Here is a 20,709-nt window from a genome sequence, read left to right as displayed (position 1 = left end):
TCCAATGACAGCGGACACCCCAGTTAAGCCACACGGATGGGTACCTGGAGATGAATGTGAGCAAGCAGAGACGGCAGCACGTGTAGCAGGAACAACCGCACATGCAGGCTAAGACGGCCAAAACGGTCGGAGCGGTTCCACCGTCTTCAATCAGGCCGATGCGGGCTCGCCTATCGGAGGAAGGGCAGCACCAGCGCCCGATTGGCACAGCACGACCAGCGATCAGGGTGCGACGAGTGCCTGGCGACTTTGCTACAAGCTGAAAGGTGTCCGCAGAAGCGGTTCAATGCCACCCCAGCCATGCGCTGCATTCCTGAAACGAAGCACTCTGATCGAAGTTCCGTGGTACGGAGCCGTCCCGACAACCGGTGCGTGCGGTCCTTATCAGTAGCCCGCCTCTTTCTGATGTCGGAAGGCCAGCACGTAAACCGTGTCCTCGGCCGGATCGTGTCGATAGAGGGCTACGAATCCGGAATCACCGAAATCGATCAGCAACTCGCGCAGTTCGGGTACTTCGGCATCGGGGCGCCCCATATGCGGTGACGTTTCCAGCAGCAGGAGCTGCCGTTCGATCACCTGGGCTGCTCGCCGGGCGGCATCCGGCGATTTGGTGGAAAGAAAACGCCGGCATCGGTCCAGACCATCCAGCGCTCCTTCGGTGACGATTACTTGTGGCACTCCGGAGCAGCCTTTTCCTCATCCGTGCCCCAGGTGTTCAACCAGGCGCGTGCTTCCTGCCCGGTCACGTGTCGGCCGGTTTCCTGATAAGCAGCCCAGCTCGCGAGGGCTTCCTGCCTGAAGCCCTCGCGAGCTTCTTCGCGCTCGACATATTGCCGAATCGCTTCGAGCATGATCCAGTGAGACGAGCGCCGACGCTGGCTGGCGAGATGCTGGACCCGACTTTTCAACACGTCGTCAATCTTCAGGGAGGTTGCCATAGCGGCCTCTTATCACATGGTAATACCTTTCGATACTCTATCGTCTCTTTCCCCTGCGAGTCCACTATCAGATCTCTGTATACACAGGCTGTATACAGGCTTGCGACTCAACCGGGCTGAAACCAACCCGAAGCAGGGTAGACGCCAGCGGTCGGTTGGCACAGCACGACCGGCGATCAGGGCGCAACAAGTGCCAGGCGCCTTTGCATTTCGAGGGCGTTTTCGGATGCAATCCTGCGAAACGTGGAACTGACGCGGGTGTCATCCGCCACGGTTTGCCAGTAGCCGATCGCGGCGTGACAAGTGGTGACCCACACGCCATGTTCACGAGGCAATGGTAGGGCAGGCTCAAACGTCACGCGCGGCAGTTCCCCACCCGGGAGCGGCGCGTACGCCATCGGGAGCATGTCGTAGACCGGGCACAGGAGGAGCCGGCCGCCCTCCGGTCGAAAGGCGAGGTTGCCCGGGTGCATGTCGCTGTTGGCAATCAGTCTTCCGAACCAGGTGATGTGGCGGATGGCTGCAACCGCCTCCGGCGCCAGCAGACGCTTGTCGGCGAGCCCCTGGGCGAGGGCGTCCCATGCCGAAGGCGCATGACCGAGCAAGGCCGCGTTCACGGTCTCCAGCGTCACCACCGCGCTGCGGCCGAACAGTCCGTGGCGATCGAAGCGCTCGATCTCCAGGAACGTGCGGCCCTGTTGCTGGAGGATTCGGCTGGGCGGACTCTGCACACCGGGCAGCCCTGCGACCGCCTCCAGTGCCAGATGCTCCGCCACCAGCAGATCGGACCAGCGCTGCACGGTCGCGGACTCGTCCGCACCCGAAAACTTCACGATGACGTGCGGACTATGACTGCCCTGCAGGTCCCGAAGGGCGGTGAACTTCGGGAACTCACCCGCGGCACTGGAGCCCGCAAGGCCCAGCGAGATGGCCTCCTCCGCTGCCTTCACATACATCCCTTCGAGTTCATCCGCCCCGAGAATCGGAGGGGGATCCAGGCGGGCCTTCTGCCAGCCCTTGAATGCGGCATCACCAACGACCAGGTTGCCCGGGAGATCGAAGCCCACACGACTCAGAACCCACAGAATATCGTCGTCACTCCAGGCCTCTGGATTAGGTGACACCTGGAGCGTGTCTTGCAAGCGATGCGCCAGCTGGCGCCCGAGGTAGCCCTGGGGGCGCATATCGTACAAAGGGTATGGCAGACCGGCCCACCATCCTTCGGGGTTCTCGTCGTCATCCTCCAAAGGCCAATCCGAGCCACCGAAGTCGGCATGGCAGCCCTGCGGCTGGATGGGCGAGAGCTCCGTGAACTCGTGCGGCTGGCCGGCTTCATCAATCACACGGATGGGAGTGGGCGCGAAGTCGCCTCGCAGCGCTCTGCGCAGAGCGTAGCGAGTGCGCCGGGCCCGCCCGGCCGCAAGCACGGGCTCGGGCGTCTCCTGCAGCAGTCGGTGAAGGGTGGGGACCGACAGCCCCAGTTCGCGGGCAAGATCGGCTGCGCGCGCCGGGGCGAGCCTGGCAAGCGCCTGGCCGAGCCGCTGATGCGCTGCCTCTCGCTTGCTCCTCATCCGAACCTGCCTATTGAAATGATTATTGAGAAGATACTACCTCATTAAGGGTTTGATATATAACCCTTCAATTTCTCTCCAAGCATTTAGTGAAACGATCCTATGGACGACCTCGATCCTGGACGGGACAGGTCTCGGCTCGCCAGGTTTGTGACCGGATTTGTGACAAAAACGGGGCGATACAATCTCGGGACTCAAGACTCGATGCCGGAAACGCACCATGACCGACTCCCCCACCCTGTCGATGTACTCCGCCCTGCAGCGGGCCTTCGATCATTTCAACGAACGGCTGTTCGACAACGAATTGCCTCCCTGTCTGATCACGCTGCGCAGCTCCCGCCGGCAGCGAGGTTACCACCACGCCGAACGCTTCATCTCCTCGGATGGCACGATCGTCCATGAGCTGGGTGTTCATCCGGGGTACTTCACCCTGAATCCGCTGGAGGTCGCGCTGTCCACGCTGGTACACGAGATGGTGCATCACTGGCAGGAGTGCTTCGGCCGGCCGAGCCGATCAAACCACCATAACCGGGAGTGGGTCGGCAAGATGGAAGCAATCGGTCTGGTGCCGAGCGATACCGGCCTGCCGGATGGCAAACAGACCGGACGCCGGGTCACGCACTACATCCAGCCCGACGGTCCGTTCGCCCGGGCCTGCTCGGACCTGCTGGCCACCGGGTTCGAACTGCCCTGGTTCGACCGGCATGCCCCCACCGATCCCGAATCGGTTGCCCAGGTGCAGGAGGCCCTGGCCGAACAGGGTCTGGCCGTCGCCAGCGCCCCCGCACCGGCCGAGACGATCGCGATACCCGACGATACCGAAAAACCGGCGGTGTTCGCGCCGCCCGCGCCACGCCCGGATCCCCGTGTGCGCATGAACTGCCCGACCTGCGAGGCGCGGGTCTGGGCCCGACCGGAAACCGAGGTTATCTGTGGATCGTGCATGGAGCCGATGAGCCATCTCTCCGACGAAGCAGGCTGACCTGGCCGGCGCCGGATCAACGAACGGGCATGCCGAGAATGGCCGCGACTACTCGCTCCTCCGCCGAGCTGTGAAGCGGGAGGGTGGCAAACGCTTCCAGCACCTCGGGTCCCAGTTCGGCCTCCGCCTCAATGAGCTCCTTGCGCAGGTCCCGCAGGCGCAGAAAACCCCTGCGCTGCTGGGTCAGGCGGCGATACCAGTAGGGACGGATAAGCTCCAGCCAGCGATTGGCGATTGCCTCCCAATCCGGCTCGCCGGCCGTCAACGCCTCCGACTTTCGCGCCAGCAGATTGCGCAGATCGAGATAGGCGTCGAGTCGTGTCTGCTCCCTCTGGCGAGCCGCCTCCTCGGAAAAACCCTTGAGGACCTCGGCCATCTCCTGCAGGGCACGTTGCTTGCGCAGCGGCAACTGCGCCCGCTCGGCCTCCGGGAGGCGCTCGGAAAAGTGCGCCAGCCATCTCGCGGCCGGCTCGTCGATTTCACCGTTGGGCGGATCCGAAGCCAGTCGCTCGCGAAGGGCGGCGGCCACCTTGTCCAGTGAAGTCGTGACTTCGGCATCCGGGCCGGAGAAGAAAAACCAGCGCGGCGCGCGGTCCGCACTGCCGGCCAGGCAGAAGAAGGCCCAGACGGTGTCGCTGGCCACCACGCTGACTCTTGAGAGCACTCGCACGGAGCGCTGACGGTAATACTCATAAATGTCGGGCTCGACCAGCGCACCCGCGCCTTCCACCAGTCCGCGCACTGCGGCAAAGGCATCATGCGGTTCGGCTTCCTCGATGGAGCGAGCGGTACGCTCGTATTCGCGGATCAGGGTGTCAGCGTCAACGCTATCCCGTGACCGCTGCTGCAGGTCTTCCGGCAACGGGAGATTGGTCCCGAGAAGCTCCGTCACCGCATCGGCCCGGTCCAGGAAGCGAGCATCGGCGCTGAGAGCGAACTCCTCGGCATCCCGAGGCCACCAGACCTCGACCTCGGCATGGGGGCTGTCGAGACGATCGACGCGTCCGGTTCGCTGTTCGGCCACGCGTATCACCGAGGGCATGTCGAGATGGACCAGCGCCGAGGCCGCCTGCAGGTTCACCCCCTCGGACAGACTGTCCGAACACAGCGCCACGCCGGCCTGCTCGCCGTCGCCCGGCCGAAATGCGCGGAGTACCGCCTGGCGGCTTCGCTCGTCGCTGCCCGTGGCCTGCCAGATCTCGACGCCCGGCAGCCGCTCTTCGAGCTGCGCGCTCAGGGCCGCGATGGTAATCAGACGGCTGTCGAAAGCCAGCACCCGTTCGTGGCGCGCCGCCAGTCTAGCCAGATGGGCGACCTTGGCGTGCTCCCGCGCCGGACTCATGGCGCGCACCTCGTCCAGGACCTGCGAGAGGATCCGGTGATCGTGCGCGTGGGCTGATGCCCAGGCGTCCGCATCGGTAAGCCACGCAGGCAAGGGCACGCCCAGCCGGTTCTCGGGCACACGCCCGGGTTGCTTGAGCTTGCCCAAGACATCTCCTGTGTCGGCGGACTTGGCGTAATGCTCCAACCCGAACTCGGCCCGAGCCACCGCCGTTCCGCACAGGTGCTCAACCAATGCCGCACGCGAAGACCGCAGGGCCGCCATGACCCGGTAGCGGACCAGCTTGTGCGCCCCGAGCAGCAGGTTGTCGCGATACTGGTCCTCGGTGAGCCCCTGCTGCCTTTGTACGGCGCTCAGTTCCAGGACCACCGGAATCTGGACCACACCGTAGAGTTCGTCCAGGAGCCCCCGGATTCGGCTGGCGCGTTCACGGTCGGCAGCCGGTTCCCCCAGGGAATAGCTGTACGAGCGGTGCTCCGGATACCGGCAGGGCCGTCCCGAGTGATCCCGATAGGCTTCGGGCTCGCGATCAATCAGGGCATTGAACATGCGCTTGGTACGGCGAATCGTAAATGTGCGGATCTCGTCCCGCAGCCGGGCGGCCTCATCGTCGCCCAGTCCGTGCCAACGACCGGGGCGATTGACCCGCTCCAGGGCCTTCAGCGTGCTCGGCTGCAGGTTGTCGGCGCCGAGGAGATCCGCGATCCGGACTAGGTCATCGACATTCCGGTTGATCGGCGTAGCGGTAAACAGCAGCACGTCATCGGCAAGATGGTTGGTAAACAGTCGGCGTGTCCGGCGCGAGCGGCGATTGTGGAAGTTGTGGCACTCGTCCACGGCGAGCAGGCGCGCCCGCCTCAGGGCATCATCCAGCTGCCATGCCTTGCGGCTGCCGTGACTGAGCAGGCCAACCGAAAAGACATCCAGCGCGGTGTCGGCCCGGGAGGCCTCCCGCTCCCACTCCTCCACGACCGTCGAGGGTGCAATCATGACCGAGCGGGGCATCCCGCCTGCCCCCTGGATACGCGCCTGCTGCGCCCGCAGGAGATGCGCACCCATGCGCGTCTTGCCGGAACCCGTCGCATCTGCAATCAGCACCGCCCCCTGACGATCCAGCAGATACAGCGCCTGTGCGATCCCCTGACGCTGGGCCGGCCACAGCGCACGGAAAGCCTCGCGGTCGACCTGCTGCAGAAAACCCTTCGCCCAGTCACCCTCCAGCAGCTCCCCGCAGGCGCGGGCCAGCGCATCGCGCCACCCGACGACATGCAGCAGACGCTCGAGCAGCGCGAGCAACGCATCGGTGTAGTCATGCCCAAGCGACCAGAACTGCTCGGCCAGCGCCGCCGCCTCGCGGTAACGCCTCGGTTCACCCGTTGCAGTGAACCGCGCATTCGCCTCATGCTGACGCTCCAGCCCATTCTTGCTGAAATTGCTCGAACCGAGCGTTACAGCCCCCTCCCCGAGATAGATCTTGGCGTGCAGTGGCCGCTGCGTGTCGGGCCAGTACCGCGCCTCGACGGCGCCCTCCCGGAGTCGCTCCCGAAAATGAATCAGCCGGGCCGACAGACGCAGGGAGATCCCTCGATCCAGCCAGTACTGCTCGACCTCTTCGGGAAAACTCGACGCCTTCAGACTGCGGTGACCGCCCTCCCCCGCACTCGGCTCGTTACCAAAGAGAACGCGAAGCGGCCGAACCTCCCCCAGATCCGCCTCCAGACGAATGAGCTCTTCCAGCGCCCCGTAGCCTGTCACCACCAACGGCGAGTCCGCAGACACCAGGTCCGCAATCACCCGCTCGCGCACCGTCCGCCCGTCGACGTTTAGCGGGAAACGATCCGGCGGTGGCCAAACACCCTGCCCCTCGCACGACTCTTCCGGGAAGTCGCTAAAGAGATCAGCAGTGTGCGCCGTATCCGGGAAGGGATCTTCTTGACTCATGAGGCCACCCGACGACCCAAAACAGGTATTTGACCGACACAGTGCCGGATCTGCGGATGGGAAGGCCACACGCAATGCCTCCCTCCCGTCCATTCGGTCAATGTAGACGCCCACCGAATTCGGAAAGCACACAGATCACTGTGAGGATTCGAATGCCGGTCCAAGATTGGGCGCTACATCCGGAAACCTCCAGTGATGCGTGGACCTAATCGGGGGAAGTGGACAAGTCGGTAACGTTTCCTAATGAGGCAACACAGCCGGCCAGAGTAATGGTCGCTAGATATCGGTTCCTTGCCGCAAGTGCGCAAGGTAGTCCTCGAACAGGACGGCCCTATTTTTCTTGCGCTCGTCGAGCGCGTGTACGATTTCCGCCGCCTCAAGGACGCGCATGGCCTTGGCCGCCGCAGGCCGCGAGCAGTCGAGGAGCTCCATGGCCCGGTTCACCGTGAGAATTGGGTGGTCTGGAAGTAGTTCGAACAAACGGAGGCTCAACACAGTCGCGTCGTCGCGGGCGAGGAGGCGATTTCGGTTCTCGCCAATGATGACGTGAAGCCGGCGCGCGGTGGCGACGGCCTCGTCAGCGACCTCCGCCACGCCTTCCAGGAAGAACGACAGCCACCCCTCCCAGTCGCCCTCGTCACGTATCGCTCTGAGCCGCCGGTAATATTCCTGACGCTGCCTTTTGAGGAACAGGCTCAGATAGAGAAGAGGCCGGGTGAGTAGATCCCAGTGCCGCAGTAGTAGCGTGATGAGCAGGCGTCCGATGCGGCCGTTGCCGTCGAGATACGGATGCAGCGTCTCGAGCTGCGCATGGAGGAGTCCTACCCGGATGAGTGGCGGAAGCTCACTCTCGTCGTGGATTGCCCGCTCGAACTCGCTGAGCAGCGCGCCGAGTCGATGCGGGGGTGGAGGCACGAACGCAGCGTTGCCCGGGCGTGTCCCGCCGATCCAGTTCTGCGAGCGCCGTACTTCGCCCGGCTGTTTTTGCGCGCCGCGCGCACCACTAAGCAGCCGTGCGTGCGCCTGCGACAGGAGGCGCATCGAGAGGGGCAGGCCGTCTGCTCGCCCGACCTCGTCCCAGGTGAAGTTGAGCGCATCGACGTAACCGCAGACCTCCTCAACGTCTGCGTCGGCCGGCGCCTCCCCGGAGGCCTCGATCTCGAGCAGATCCATCAGCGTTGCCTGCGTCCCTTCGATCTGCGCCGAGAGCACCGCTTCCTTACGAACGAACGCGTATACGAACCACTCGACCGACGGGATCAGGTCGCCCGCCAATTCGAGCAACCGCAGACTCTCGTTCGCCAGGCCGAGCAGCGAACTGAGCTCGCCGCCGAGGTCAAGAGGGGGATCCTTGGGCGGCAGCGGATGGGGAATGAAGGCCTCGACTGACTCCCCAGCCACGGTGCTGCGCTCAAAGGTGCCGGTTACGCGTTTCATGGGTCCTCAAAAATAAGCGATCGCTTCCTCTGAAAGGGACACGCTAAACGATCGCTTATTCTTGGTCAACGCGACAATGCGAGAGTTTCTTTTTCAGCACAGGGAAGCGGCCCGCCGCTCTAACCGAAGGTCCAGGTGTGGAGATTCTCGGGTTTCTGTGGGCGATGACGGGTTGGATGCGGGGTAAGGCACAGATGGAATAACCCGAAACGAGTTCCTCAACGAAATGGGCGCAGCGATCTCTGGCGCAATTGACGAGCTTTTAGAGGAGCTCGAGGGATACTAATGGTCAACGGTCTGTATTTATCGACCCAACAGCAAGAAGGGGTGGCCCCACACGTAGGCTCCACCCCTCCTTTGCCCGTTAATTGTCGGCTACGAGCCTCGCCCCCGTCCACTCATCAGTAGCGTGTCGCGCCTGAGAAGAAACCTGATGTCGCAGGCGGATCCTCATAACGTTACCCGCACCCCCAGACATCTCAGAACTCCATCCCCACTCCGTGGGGCCGAACAGTTCCAACGCATCACGATACTCTCCAGACATGCTGCTCAGGCTTTCCCCGAAAATCGCTGCGTTGAGCGTGAAGTGATCGTCTCGATTCGGAAGGCGCCAGTTCTGTTTGCCGCACAGACCATCCTCGTTAACTGTTGGGTAACGGATGATTCTATACCGCACGAGAAGACACCCCTATTTCGTCCGGTCTCGATCGTACTGCGCCTGGTCTGGGGCTGGAGCTGGGCTTGGGAAGCCTTGCGCACATCCGCGTACTGGCGCGCACCAATTTCACTCGATAGGCCGATGAATGCGGTAGAGAAACCGATCGCAAAGCAGGTCACCACTCACCGACCGGCCATGCGAGTGCCAACCCGACAGAGTAGATGACGCCAGACACGCACGGATCTCTAGCGAGAGGGCATTTACCGCGGACGGTCCATAGAGGTTAGAGCTGCGTGACCGAGGATCGGGATAGGCAAGTCTGCCCAGCGGCTTTAAGCAGATGACGCCGGTCAAAGGTTCCCGGATCCCTCGGCCAGCGCAACGATTTCGATGCGGGTCGAGGGGTCCGGGACTACCGTCGCAAGAAGCCTGATCAGGCCTTGTCAGCCATCTTCTTTGTGTTCTCGTTGATCTTGAAAATCACGATCAGAAGCTCGGACCAGACCCGGGCACCAATCGCTCCGAACACGAGAATCGCGAGCCCAATGAGGAGGCCCATAAGCCCGCTCCCGGAGAACATCGCGCCCAGACCACTCACCACCACCACAAGCAGCAATAGCCAGTAGACGATGGTGATGATCTTCGGGGTAAGCATCGTGTCAAAGAACAGAAAATCGCGCATAGATACATCCTTGTTATTAGAGGACGAGGCCAAATGACCTCGGAGGGGGTGGTACAGCCACGGCAAACCATGACCAGCGCGCCCGAAAACCGGAAATCATGGAAGATGCGTACGCAAGGAACAGAGGGCACCGCACCTTGGCAGACGATTCGCCGGTGTATTTGAGGAATTAAAGCTGATCCAGAAGGCCCCGCATGACATTTTCGCCCATACGGCTTTGCGCTTCGGCCGCGTTGTTGCAGGCCGCAGTATCAACGTCCTTGCCCTGCGCCATCATTTCCATGCATTCGACAGTAACCTGCTGAAGCTTCTCGGGGTTTTCCATCAGATGCTCCACCGAAGGGGCACCGCAGGCGCCGAGGAAGAAAGCAAGCGGGGCGGCGAATAGCAGTTTTTTCATGGTGTACGTCCTTGTGCGAAGTTTGACCGAATAGATCCTTTCCTGGAGCCACTCGCTGCGCTGGTGGCCGGTCGAGCATAAACACCCCACTTCGGATAGGTCAATCGATCAGAGACCCGTGTAGCGAACGTTCCGGACGCGCGGCCCACCCCAAGTTACCGGCAAGGCTCGGTTACCCCAATGTGGAGTGGCTCCATAAAGCCAACATCAGCGACAATCTCCGCCGGCACCCCCCGGAGTACCACGCGTGCGAAATCGAGACTTCCTTTTTGTCGGCGATCCCCATGGCCGTCTTCCGGAAATCCTGGCCTATATCGCACGTGAGCATGCCGACGCCGGGGTGGTGGTCCTGCTAGGGGACCTGGATCTCGCCGGGCCTTTTGACACCGCGATCCAGACACTCCCGGACTCCATGGAAGTCGCGTACATCCCCGGCAATCACGACTACGACCAGACCCGGTTCTACGATCACCTGCTGGGCTCTCCTGGGCGGGCCATCAATCTCGACGGCCGCACCCACACCCTCCAGGGGGTTCGTGTCGGCGGGCTCGGGGGGCATTTCCGGAAGAAAGTGTGGATGCCGCCCGCGCCCGCCAAGTTCAATTCGAGGATCGAGTACGAACGTGTGCTGGCCTCACAGAAGAAATCCGGCATCCCGCAGGATTGGCGACAAGGCATGCCCCGGCATGCACTGGCCGCGATCTGGCCAGAGGATATCGAACAGCTAAAGACGCTGGGCGCCGACCTGCTCATCACGCACGAGGCACCCTCGACCCACCGGCACGGGTTCCCGGTTCTGGACGAGATCGCCAGAACCATGGGTGCCACGATGATCGTCCACGGTCACCACCACGAGCGGTACGATAGCCGGCTCGAGTGCGGCACTCAGGTGCTGGGCGTAGGCGAAGCAGGCGTCGTCCGCTGGAACGAAAAGGACGGAGTACTGGACGAAGCCAGCCTTCTGAAAGGACACATCTAGCAACGATCCCAGCCCGGCGTGTTACTGCACCCACTCTGCGGGAACTGCGGACTTCGCATCCCTGAAAAGCCCCTGAAATCCTGCAACAGGTCCAAGTAATGCGAGCCCGGCGTATCGGCGAGGATTACTACGTTGACGTCGAAAAACATGCCCCGGCTGTTCTGCGAATGCTCGATCACAGGATCACGGTGGACTCGGGTGTTACCTGCGAACCACTGCCGCAGCCCACCCGGCTCGCTCACGACCTGGAGCGGTCCCTGGGTTGCTCATCCCAGCCCAGCGCACCCACAACCCCATCGATCATCACCTTGCCCTGACGGGCCGAGCCGTCGGCCTGGCGGGTGCGCACAACACACCGGCGCCGCGGGACCACGCACCAAAGTAACTCCGGTGGCACATTCAGTCCGGCTGAGACGGCGTCGACCGCCTCGCGGTCGTAGTCCCCCAGCAGTACGTGTGCCCCGAGCGTTGCACGCAACTCGTCGCCCAGCATGGGGTGGGGGTCATAGGCAGACATCAACACCTCCAAGCCGACCGCAGGCCCGAAACGCATCATGGCCTCAACGGCTCCCCGGCGGGTATAGAGATGTTCTTCAACACCGTCCAGGACCACTAGCGTGCGCCGGTCATTCGCTGCATGCGCTTCGGCCTCCAAAAGAATATCCCGCAAGCAACACTGAACCAGAACGGCGCGTTCCGGGCGCCCGAGAGCCGACACGTCATAGCGCCGCACTACGGCATCAGGATCCCACCGCGGCGAATCACCAACCAACATGGATGACGAGCAGACAGGATCCAGTTGCTCGATCAACCCTTCCAGAAGGGAAACCGGGAACACCTGATGATCCGGCCCCTGCAAGGGATCCACTGCAAGGCTCCGGAGATACTCGCTGTACGCCCCAATAGCATTGGGATCCATGCCCATAGTTCCAGCAAGGTCCGGGCCACCGTCCACACCGGCGATCTCGCGCACCGCTGCAAGATCCACCGCATCCCAACGCTGCTCCGCAGCGCGCACTTTCTTGTCGCGGCTGGCGCGCAGCCGAGCCAATGCCAGCTGCCGCACACCCTCCAGTGTCGGCGCATCCTCAGCCGCAACGGACCCATGGGGACGCGACTCCCGAATCGGGCGATCCGGAAGCAATCCTCTTTCCGCATAGGCTTCGCGCAGCAGAGCCCGCAAAGCCGCGCCCAAACGCGCCCGAAACGCCCCGTAACCCACACTCAATGCCCGCGCCACAAACTCCGCTCGATCCGCCGGAGTCGACTCCGGATGTTCCGCGGAAAGCTGCAACGGGTTGTAGCCCCAAGGCCCACCCCCACCCACCGGGAAAGTCTGGTCCGCCAGATCCTCGTGGGCTCCGTCGGAATCCAGGATGTAGATTCGTCGGGATGGCCCATCTTTCTCGACCGGCCGAGCCAGCTCCGCTCGCACAAGCCGCTGGATCATCCAGGTCTTTCCCGAATACCGGATGCCCTGAACCATGACGTGCGCCATACCCAACCCCCTCTGCACCGCTGTTCGACCGCGCTGCGCCGCGCGATGCGCCACGTCTGCTCCCACACTGTGTAATGCACAACCCGAGGAGAACACGGGTTAGCACACGAGATCACAGTCGAATCGTTTTCGCGTGCGACCAGGGAACGGTGCCTGCCTGACCAACGCCAGGAGAAGTGGATTAAGGCCGCAGCTTCAAGTCCATCCCGCCCGGAAGTGCAGGTCGGTTCGATAGGACACAAGCGCCGGCCGCTACTCAGTGGCGAGACGCATCAGACCCCTGCCCCAGATCGGTCGAAAAGGCCCCTTCCGCGTCTGCGACACCCATCCAGCAGAGGAAGTCCTGCACATCCACCCACGTGTCGTTTTCATTGACGTTTTCAAGTGTAACGACGCGAGGTTTCTCGCCGAACGCCATGGCAAGGAGATGGGCCAGGGCATCGACTTCTTTCACGGACAGAATGCACGCACCACAGGAGTCCGGACGATCCTCAGTTCCGGGTTCAATTCCGTCGGAGTAAGCAATCATGACTCCCCGCACCAAAACAGCCGCAAGTTCGGGTGAGCCAGGCTGCGACTGTATCAACGTAACGATCGGTGTAGACATCAAGCCTCCATGCCGCCAACCACAAAATTCACTATGAGCCCGGAAATTCGCTTTGAGACATCTTCACCACAACCCGGAAACGCACTTTGAGACCCCCTCATCATAACCCGGCACAAGAAAACCCACCCGAATCGGAACCCGGGCGGGCTTTCTCGGACGAGATGGGCGGTTAGCTCTGGCCTGATCCAGTCGCCGTTGGGGCCGAACCACCAACGGCGTCCACCGCCCCCATCGCACCGGGCCCGAACAGATCGCGCATGCCACCCAGGCTCGACAGCAGGGCGGTGCCCTCCATCGGCACGAACACGCGGTCGCCATCCTTCGCCAGCTCCGGCAGCATGCCGATGTAGCGCTGGGCGATCAGGTAGTTCACGCCGGCCTTGGCGCCTTCGGGGTGGTCGCGCAGGCTGCCCACGATGAGTTCGATGGCCTCGCGTTCACCCTGGGCACGCAGCACGGCCTCCTGCTTGTCACCCTCGGCGCGCGCGATGGCAGCATCACGGTCGCCTTCGGCGCGACGGATTTCCGCCTCCTTGTAGCCCTCGGCCTCGCGCACGGTGGCGCGACGGGTGCGTTCCGCGACCATCTGCTGGTTCATCGCCTGCACGATGTCCTCCGGCATGGAGATGTCGCGGATCTCGACCCGGTTCACCTTGAGGCCCCACTTCTGTCCGGCCTCGTCCATCACCGCCTCCATCTGCTTGTTGATGGTCTCGCGGTTCTCGAAGATGTCGTCCAGCTCCATCTTGCCGATCTCCGAGCGCAGGGTGGTCTGGGCTAGGGTCTGGATCGCGAGGACAAGGTTCTCGGCGCCGTACACTGCCGATTGCGGATCCATGATCTGGTAGTAGATCACGCCGTCGATGGTCACGCCGACGTTGTCCTTGGTAACCACCGCCTGCTGCGGGAAGTCGAGCAGGATCTCGCGCATGTCGATCTTGGTCTCGGTGCGCACCAGCTTATCCGCCCCCTTGAACTGGAGGATGGTGATCGGCCGCGGCTGATCGATGAACGGGATGATCAGGTTCAGGCCCGGGTTCAGCACTCGGTGAAACTTGCCCAGGCGCTCGATCACCATCGCCCGGCGCTGCGGGATCATGGTGATCCCCATACTGAGGAATACGCCGACCAGAACGGCCAGCACGAGAAACATCACAAGTCCTTCCATTGTTGCCTTCCTTTGCGGTTATGCGTGGTCTTGTGCTTCAGGGCTCACGATCGCCGTGACCCCTTCGAAACGAACGAGGTGCACGCGCTCACCTTCGCTCAAGGCGTAGTCCGCCGACTCGGGGCGCGCAGGATAGAAATCCCCGAGCAGGGTCACGCCCAGTCGCCCGTCGCGATCCTCGACCTGCAGGATCTCGCGACCGGCACGAATGTCCTGCCCGGCCAGGTTGCGGTCATCCCCGCGCACCCACCGCCTGCCGATCCAGAAGACGAAAATCCCCATTACGATCATGCCGGCGATCCCGCCGAGGATCTGGCCCGCCATATCGGCTCCGAAGGCGGCCGGGATGATCGCCCCGAAGGCACCACCGGCCAGGATCAGCGTAACCCCGCCCCCGCCGGACATCAGGCCGCCGAACAAGAGCAGATCCAGCACGAGAATGGTGACGGCCAGGACCAGCCAGTACTGCCAGGGGTCCAGTGAGAGAATCCAGGGGGTTGCTTCCATAGCATCAGTCTCCTTGAGGCGCGCCGTTCAAGGCCCGTCCAGCGACCCGGGCGTGATCGACCCTGCAGTTTTCGCGCTCACCCTCTCACATTCCGCCCCGCTGCAATACCCGACAAGGCAACGCGCCCAACTCCATTGGAGAGGCGAACACGGGAACCGAACAACGCAAAAAAGCCAGGACCTGGTAGAACGCCGAGACCAGGAAATGGGCCCGGCAAGGGATACGCCGTGGCAACAGAGAGTGCTGACCAGAAAGACGACTGATGGGACAAGGGAAACCGGGCGGCTTCACCGAGAATGGGGACTTCGAGAAATGGTCCCCGCTTGGTCCCCATGTGGTCCCCAGGGACCAAGGGCACAACCAAGCGGGGCCTGAGTACTGGAATTGGTGGTGGCTACGCCCTGATTCGAACAGGGGACCCCATCATTATGAGTGATGTGCTCTAACCAGCTGAGCTACGTAGCCACGCGGGCTGCGAATTCTCCGGAGGCGGGCGCATAAAGTCAAGCCAGCGGGGCACGGGGCAGGGTTCAGATCTGCAGGCGCTCGACCACGCGTCCGTTCTTGAGGTGCTCTTCCAGGATCTCGTCGATGTCGCGCTCGTCCTGGTAGGTGTACCAGACGCCCTCCGGGTAGACCACCGCGACCGGACCCTCGTTGCAGCGATCCAGGCAACCGGCGGTGTTCACGCGTACCTGGCCCTTGCCGTGGATGCCCATGGCCTTGGCCTGGGTCTTGGCGTAGGCGCGCATCTCGGTCGCCCCGTGGTCCTCGCAGCAGTTGCCGTCCTCGCGGCAGTTGGTGCAGAAGAAGATATGGCGCTGGTAGTAGCCCATGGAAGTCTCCAGTGATCCCTGCGGCTCATGATAACCCTGCCGCCCGCAACACGACGGATGGCAACGTTCGCGTCGGTGCCTTCAGCGCGTCGGCGCTTCAGCGAAAGCGATAGACCAGACTGACGTCCGTGATGGTGTCGGTATTTTCCACGCCGGGCTCGACGTCGGTGTTGTGCTTGACGGTAAAGCTGGTGCGCAGGGACATCCGACTGGTGACGTCAGCGGTCAGGGCGAGGATGTTCTCGATCTCGGTGTTGTCGCTGCCGGTCAGGACCAGCAGCTCGTCGGTAAGACGGGCGTTCTCGCTGATCTCCCAGCGGAAATTGCCGGCCAGGCGACCGACCGGCTCGCTCTCGGTCTCGCCGGTGGTGCGGATGCGCACCTGGCGCATACCGGCACCGATCTCGCCGTCCAGCCGCACGCGTTCGCCGTCGATCAGGCGACGACCGTAACCGGCCGTGGCCGAGCCCTGGTAGTCGTAGTTGCTGAAGCGATCCCGCTCGTAGCGCAGCGCCCCGAACAGATAGTCGTGTTCGCCCAGCTTGCGGTCCGCCTGGTAGCCGGCGACGTAACGCTCGCCGGTAGTCTCGTCATCCTCCTCGTGGAAGTAGGCATCCAGCCGGATGCGATTCCGCCAGTCGATGGTGGTGTGCTCCGCGCGGAAGCGCCCCGAGGCCGTGGTGGATTCGGTATTCCCGGTGGTCATGGAAGCCCCCAGCTCGATCGTCGACTGCCAGCCTTCGGCCTCCCAGGCCAGGCCCTGCGAGACTGGTATGCTCAGCAGGATGAGCGAGGCAAACGCAGACCCGACGGGCCGAAACGAACGCACGAGCATGGGAAACCTCCCGGAATCAAATGAAGGCGAAACCCTAGCAAAGCCGCTGGGGGCATCGGACCAGCCCCTGAGATTCTCGGGGCTTTCCGCCGCCGACCAGTGCGTACACTGCGGGCTGTGCCTGCCGCACTGCCCGACCTATGGCTGGCACGGCGTCGAGGGCGACTCTCCGCGTGGACGACTGACCCTGATGCAGGGTCTGGCGCAGGGCCGGCTTGCGCCCGAATCCGAGCGCCTGCGCGGGCACCTCGAGGGGTGCCTGGGCTGTCGTTCCTGCGAGGCAGTGTGCCCGGCACGGGTGCCCTTCGGGGCGCTGATCGATCGCGCCCGCGAGATCCTCGACGAGCACCCGGCCGCCCCGTCGCGGGCGGACCGCTGGCGGCACAGCGTCCAGCATCGGGCGCTGCTGCATCCAACCCTGCGCAGCCTTGGGGGACTGGTCGCGCGGACCGGTGCACGCCTGGGGGCAGAGCGCCTGCTCCCGCGCGGCGGCTGGGAACGCAGCCTCGCCCATACCCGGGACTCCCTGGTCCCCGCCCCCCGGCTGCGCCCAACCGCGAGGCCGGACGAGGCCGACGTCCTGCTGTTCACCGGCTGTATGGACCGCTTCTTTACCGGGCCCGACCTGGACGCGGCGCTGCACGTCCTCGAGGCCCTCGGTCTGCGCGTGGCGATCCCGCAACGGCAGGTCTGCTGCGGCGCGCTGGACCAGCACACCGGCCATCGCGCGGCCGCGCAGGCCCTGCAGACACGAAACCTCGAGGCCTTCGGCGACGGGGATCAGCCAGTCATCGCCCTCGACAGTGGCTGCGAGGCCACGCTGCGCGAATACCCCGAGGGCACCCTGGGCCGGCGCAGCCTGAGCCTCACGCGCTTCCTGGCGCAGCACCTGGAAGCGGGCACCACCGCGGACCTCTGGGATGACACCCCCGTCCGGATCGCGCTGCATCTGCCCTGCACCCAGCGCAACGTCACCCGCGAGGCGCGCGAACTGCCCGCTTTGCTGGAGCGCCTGCCCGGGGTCTCCCTGACGCCTGTGGCCGGCGCACCGAATTGCTGCGGCGCGGGTGGCACTGCGATGCTGACCCAGCCGGCCATGGCGGACGGCCTGGGCACCGAGACGCTGCAGGCGCTCTGCGATGGCACGCCGGACGTGATCATCAGTCCAAATGTCGGGTGCAGCGTGCACCTGCGCGCCCTGGCCGGCGACCAGGCGGATATGCCGGCCATCCTGTCACCCGCGCGATTCCTGGCGCGGCGGCTGAAAAACCCTGCCCACGACCCCGCTGGGCGCTGATCCCGGGCCCCGCTTGCGGTACTCTTGAGGGGTACGCCTTGATGCCCCAACCGGACCGGAACCATGCGCCGACTCTCCCCGCTGGATCACCTGATCAACCAGGCCGATGCCTTCGTCAAGGTCATCTCCGGCCAGGCCCGTTCCACCGGCCGCCCGTCGCCGGGCGGGGACGATATCGGCCCGCATCTGGAGCATCATGAGCGCGACCTGTCCACCCGTCTGATGCGCGTGAACCACGCCGGGGAAGTCGCGGCGCAGGGGCTTTACCAGGGCCAGATGCTGACCGCCCGCACCCCCGCGATCCGCGACCACCTGGACCAGGCCTCGCGCGAGGAGGGCGACCACCTGCACTGGTGTGCGCGTCGGGTGCACGACCTGGGCGGGCGCACCAGCCTGCTGGGGCCGTTCTGGTATGTCGGCTCGTTCGGGATGGGTGCCCTGGCCGGCCTGACCGGCGACGCCTACAGCCTGGGCTTTATCGACGAGACCGAGCGCCAGGTGGAACGCCATCTGGACCGCCACCTGGAGCGGCTGCCGGCCCAGGACGAGGTCTCGGCGCGCATCCTGGCGCAGATGAAGCAGGACGAGGTGGAACACGGCGCGCATGCCATGGCGCTGGGCGGCAAGGCGCCACCGTGGCCGGTGCGCAATCTGCTGATGCCCCTGACCTCCAGCGTGATGACGCGCACCGCCTACTGGATCTGACTCGCCAGGCGAGAGGACGGGCGTCAGGTGCCGCGCGCAACGCGCGGCGCATGCCGCTCAGCTCGGGCGGCTCATGTTCTTGCCGTAGAAGATCTCCATCATCTCGTGCTTGAGCAGCTTGGAGATGCGCTTGGCCTCCTTGGCCGAGTAGTCATCCTTGCCCAGCCCGAACAGGTAGCTGTCGAGGTCAAAGTCCTTCAGCACCATCTTGGTGTGGAACAGGTACTCCTGGTACACGTTCACGTCCACCATCTGGTACTTCTCCTTGGTATCGCGCGAGAGGAAGTCCTGGATGGAATTGATCTTGTGATCGATGAAGTGCTTCTTGCCGCGCACGTCGCGGGTAAAACCGCGCACGCGGTAGTCCATGATCACGATGTCCGATTCGAAGCTGTGGATCAGGTAGTTCAGGGCGCGCAGCGGCGAGATGCGCCCACAGGTGGACACATCGATATCGGCACGGAAGGTTGCAATCCCGCCCTCCGGGTGCGCCTCCGGATAGGTATGCACGGTGATGTGGCTCTTGTCGAGGTGACCGACCACCGTCTCCGGCAGCGGGCCGGGGCCCTCGGTGTAGCCGATCTTCTCGGTGGCCACCGGCTCCTCCGAGATCAGCATGGTCACCGACGCGCCCTGCGGATCGTAGTCCTGGCGCGAGATATCGAGGATATTGGCCCCGATCAGATGGGCCACATCGGAGAGGATCTGCGTCAGCCGCTGGGCGTTGTACGCCTCGTCGATGTACGCGATGTATTCGTCGCGATGCCGGTCACCCGAGGCATAGCAGATATCGTAGATGTTGAAGCTCAGGCTCTTGGTCAGGTTGTTGAAACCGTGGAGCTTGATCTGCTTCTTGTGACGAGGCATGGCGTGTCCTCTTGCCCGGGCCGCAGCGAGCGGCGAATTGTAGACGCCTCGGCCTCCGAGTCCAAGGAAAGAACCCGGGTTCCCGTTCAGCGCGGGGCCGGCCCCTCGACGATCTCGAAGTCGTGGGTCACCTTCGCCGAGGCCCCCAGCATCAGCGAAGCCGAGCAGTACTTCTCGGCCGAGAGCCCGACCGCGCGCCCCACCTGCTTCTCCGACAGGTCATGGCCGTACACCCGAAAATGCACGTGGATATCGGTAAAGACCTTGGGCACGGTCTCCGCCCGGGTGCCTGCGACCGTCACCTCGCAGTCCAGCACCTGCTGGCGCGCCTTCTTCAGCATCGCAATCACGTCGAAGCTGGTACAACCGCCCATCCCCAGCAGCAGCATCTCCATCGGCCGCGCCCCCAGGTTGCGGCCGCCCGCGTCCGGCGCGCCGTCCATCACCACCGCATGACCGCTGTCGGTCTCGCCGACAAAGGCCACCTGGTCCAGCCATTTCACTTTCACCTGCATCGCGCTCGTCCTTTAAAGAGGTGCCGATCAATGAACCAGTGCCCCCTTCCTGCTGTTGGATGAAGGGATCCATGCCTATACTTCAGAGGGACTCTACTCAGGGCGGACCTGCTGCACAAAATCAGTGGCCTGTCGGCGGATTTTGTGAACGGTTCCAGCCACCCCGGCGTGCGGGGGCCAGATGCTGCATTACACTGGCGCACATCCACAGGAAGCTGCTATCGGACGTGACCATGGAAGCCTTGAACAACCCGTTCGTCTACCGCCCGGCCCAGCCGTCGCCCGCGCTGGAGCGTTTTCTCGGCTACTGCCACCGCCGCCAGTACCGCAAGCGCACCACCATCATCCATTCGGGCACGGTTCCCGACACGCTGTACTACGTCGTCAGCGGGTCGGTCTCGGTACTGGGCGAGAACAACGGGCACGAGCTGGTGCTGGCCTATCTGAACAAGGGTGAGTTCTTCGGTGAGCTGGGCATGTTCGAGGACGACCCGCGCAGCGCGACCGTCACCACCCGCGAGGACACCGAGACCGCGGAGATCCCCTACACCCAGTTCCGCGAGATCGTCCAGCGCGACCCCGAGATCCTGATGCTGCTGACCAGCCAGATCGCCACCCGCCTGCGTCAGACCTCGCGCAAGGTGATGGACCTCGCGTTCGTCGACGTCACCGGCCGTATCGCCCACACCCTGCTGGATCTCGCCCGCCAGCCCGACGCGATGACCCACCCGGACGGCATGCAGCTGCGCATCACCCGCCAGGAGATCGCGCGCATCGTCGGCTGCTCGCGCGAGATGGCCGGTCGCGTGCTGAAGGATCTGGAAGAGCGCGGCCTGATCACCGCGCACGGCAAGACCATCGTGGTGTTCGGCACGCGCTGACGCCGTGCCGCCGCCCCGGGCCCTGCGGCCGGAAAGGGCGTAGTACCTGGCCACCGCCTCCA

20 protein-coding genes and 1 tRNA gene are annotated in these 20,709 nt (G+C 63.8%); 5 read left to right on the top strand and 16 right to left on the bottom strand.

What is annotated here, in order from left to right:
- Positions 1–384: 384 nt before the first annotated feature.
- From F627_RS0101400 to yjjJ, 3 genes are all read right to left on the bottom strand, one after another.
- Positions 385–639: a type II toxin-antitoxin system RelE/ParE family toxin gene (locus tag F627_RS0101400; protein ID WP_026280270.1), complete on the bottom strand. Its 255-nt coding sequence runs from the start codon at positions 637–639 to the stop codon at positions 385–387.
- 26 nt (positions 640–665) lie between these two features.
- Positions 666–938 carry a CopG family ribbon-helix-helix protein gene (locus F627_RS0101395; RefSeq protein ID WP_018875986.1) on the bottom strand — a complete coding sequence of 91 codons (273 nt, stop codon included), beginning with the start codon at positions 936–938 and terminating at the stop codon, positions 666–668.
- Between the two features lie 176 nt (positions 939–1,114).
- Positions 1,115–2,509 (bottom strand): type II toxin-antitoxin system HipA family toxin YjjJ, encoded by a 1,395-nt coding sequence (yjjJ, locus tag F627_RS15500; protein ID WP_019583057.1) that lies wholly within the window; start codon positions 2,507–2,509, stop codon positions 1,115–1,117.
- Between the two features lie 220 nt (positions 2,510–2,729).
- Here yjjJ and F627_RS0101385 point away from each other — a divergent pair, with 220 nt between their 5' ends.
- Positions 2,730–3,491 carry a SprT-like domain-containing protein gene (locus tag F627_RS0101385; protein WP_019583056.1) on the top strand — a complete coding sequence of 254 codons (762 nt, stop codon included), beginning with the start codon at positions 2,730–2,732 and terminating at the stop codon, positions 3,489–3,491.
- 16 nt (positions 3,492–3,507) lie between these two features.
- On the opposite strand, the gene F627_RS0101380 is transcribed toward F627_RS0101385, so the two are convergent.
- The 4 genes from F627_RS0101380 to F627_RS0101365 form a co-directional block, all read right to left on the bottom strand.
- The gene (locus F627_RS0101380) at positions 3,508–6,774 is read right to left on the bottom strand and encodes a helicase-related protein (RefSeq protein WP_026331990.1); all 3,267 of its coding nucleotides are present in this window, start codon (positions 6,772–6,774) and stop codon (positions 3,508–3,510) included.
- A 276-nt stretch (positions 6,775–7,050) separates the two neighbouring features.
- The gene (locus F627_RS0101375; RefSeq protein WP_018875982.1) at positions 7,051–8,211 is read right to left on the bottom strand and encodes a Fic family protein; all 1,161 of its coding nucleotides are present in this window, start codon (positions 8,209–8,211) and stop codon (positions 7,051–7,053) included.
- A gap of 1,091 nt (positions 8,212–9,302) precedes the next feature.
- On the bottom strand, positions 9,303–9,551 hold the full coding sequence (locus F627_RS0101370; RefSeq protein WP_018158318.1) for a DUF4282 domain-containing protein: 249 nt from the start codon (positions 9,549–9,551) through the stop codon (positions 9,303–9,305).
- Between the two features lie 169 nt (positions 9,552–9,720).
- Entirely contained in the window at positions 9,721–9,951 is a 231-nt protein-coding gene (locus F627_RS0101365; RefSeq protein ID WP_019583054.1) for an EexN family lipoprotein, read from the bottom strand.
- A gap of 247 nt (positions 9,952–10,198) precedes the next feature.
- On the opposite strand from F627_RS0101365, the gene F627_RS0101360 reads away from it, so the two are divergent.
- Positions 10,199–10,930 (top strand): metallophosphoesterase, encoded by a 732-nt coding sequence (locus F627_RS0101360; RefSeq protein ID WP_019583053.1) that lies wholly within the window; start codon positions 10,199–10,201, stop codon positions 10,928–10,930.
- Between the two features lie 238 nt (positions 10,931–11,168).
- Here F627_RS0101360 and F627_RS0101355 read toward each other — a convergent pair whose 3' ends face one another.
- The 7 genes from F627_RS0101355 to F627_RS0101325 form a co-directional block, all read right to left on the bottom strand.
- Positions 11,169–12,428 (bottom strand): hypothetical protein, encoded by a 1,260-nt coding sequence (locus tag F627_RS0101355; protein ID WP_018158286.1) that lies wholly within the window; start codon positions 12,426–12,428, stop codon positions 11,169–11,171.
- A 256-nt stretch (positions 12,429–12,684) separates the two neighbouring features.
- Positions 12,685–13,035 carry a hypothetical protein gene (locus tag F627_RS0101350; RefSeq protein WP_018158287.1) on the bottom strand — a complete coding sequence of 117 codons (351 nt, stop codon included), beginning with the start codon at positions 13,033–13,035 and terminating at the stop codon, positions 12,685–12,687.
- A 169-nt stretch (positions 13,036–13,204) separates the two neighbouring features.
- Positions 13,205–14,203 carry an SPFH domain-containing protein gene (locus tag F627_RS0101345; RefSeq protein WP_019583052.1) on the bottom strand — a complete coding sequence of 333 codons (999 nt, stop codon included), beginning with the start codon at positions 14,201–14,203 and terminating at the stop codon, positions 13,205–13,207.
- Between the two features lie 18 nt (positions 14,204–14,221).
- The gene (locus F627_RS0101340) at positions 14,222–14,710 is read right to left on the bottom strand and encodes an NfeD family protein (protein WP_018875977.1); all 489 of its coding nucleotides are present in this window, start codon (positions 14,708–14,710) and stop codon (positions 14,222–14,224) included.
- Between the two features lie 389 nt (positions 14,711–15,099).
- Positions 15,100–15,176: transfer RNA gene (locus tag F627_RS0101335), tRNA-Met, on the bottom strand.
- Between the two features lie 65 nt (positions 15,177–15,241).
- Complete coding sequence (locus tag F627_RS0101330; protein ID WP_018865917.1) at positions 15,242–15,547, bottom strand: ferredoxin; 306 nt, start codon at positions 15,545–15,547, stop codon at positions 15,242–15,244.
- Positions 15,548–15,644: 97 nt separating this feature from the next.
- Positions 15,645–16,382 carry a YdiY family protein gene (locus F627_RS0101325; protein WP_018875976.1) on the bottom strand — a complete coding sequence of 246 codons (738 nt, stop codon included), beginning with the start codon at positions 16,380–16,382 and terminating at the stop codon, positions 15,645–15,647.
- Between F627_RS0101325 and F627_RS0101320 the strand changes: the two genes are divergently transcribed.
- Complete coding sequence (locus F627_RS0101320; RefSeq protein WP_081630698.1) at positions 16,381–17,679, top strand: (Fe-S)-binding protein; 1,299 nt, start codon at positions 16,381–16,383, stop codon at positions 17,677–17,679. The genes F627_RS0101325 and F627_RS0101320 overlap by 2 nt on opposite strands.
- Positions 17,680–17,742: 63 nt before the next feature.
- Positions 17,743–18,384: a 2-polyprenyl-3-methyl-6-methoxy-1,4-benzoquinone monooxygenase gene (gene coq7, locus F627_RS0101315; protein WP_019583050.1), complete on the top strand. Its 642-nt coding sequence runs from the start codon at positions 17,743–17,745 to the stop codon at positions 18,382–18,384.
- A 57-nt stretch (positions 18,385–18,441) separates the two neighbouring features.
- Here the strand turns inward: coq7 and speD are convergent, their stop codons facing one another.
- Both speD and F627_RS0101305 read right to left on the bottom strand, forming a co-directional pair.
- Positions 18,442–19,251 carry an adenosylmethionine decarboxylase gene (gene speD / locus F627_RS0101310; RefSeq protein WP_017942843.1) on the bottom strand — a complete coding sequence of 270 codons (810 nt, stop codon included), beginning with the start codon at positions 19,249–19,251 and terminating at the stop codon, positions 18,442–18,444.
- An 86-nt stretch (positions 19,252–19,337) separates the two neighbouring features.
- Positions 19,338–19,766, bottom strand: coding sequence for an OsmC family protein (locus tag F627_RS0101305; RefSeq protein WP_018865921.1), 429 nt, complete (start codon positions 19,764–19,766; stop codon positions 19,338–19,340).
- Positions 19,767–19,999: 233 nt separating this feature from the next.
- On the opposite strand from F627_RS0101305, the gene crp reads away from it, so the two are divergent.
- Positions 20,000–20,647 (top strand): cAMP-activated global transcriptional regulator CRP, encoded by a 648-nt coding sequence (crp, locus tag F627_RS0101300; RefSeq protein ID WP_018865922.1) that lies wholly within the window; start codon positions 20,000–20,002, stop codon positions 20,645–20,647.
- Positions 20,648–20,709 lie beyond the last annotated feature (62 nt).

It is taken from the genome of Thioalkalivibrio sp. ALE16, assembly GCF_000381305.1.
Taxonomy (GTDB): Bacteria; Pseudomonadota; Gammaproteobacteria; order Ectothiorhodospirales; family Ectothiorhodospiraceae; genus Thioalkalivibrio.
The sequence above is the reverse complement of the archived record's forward strand: the minus strand, read 5'-3'. Positions and strand labels throughout refer to the sequence as shown.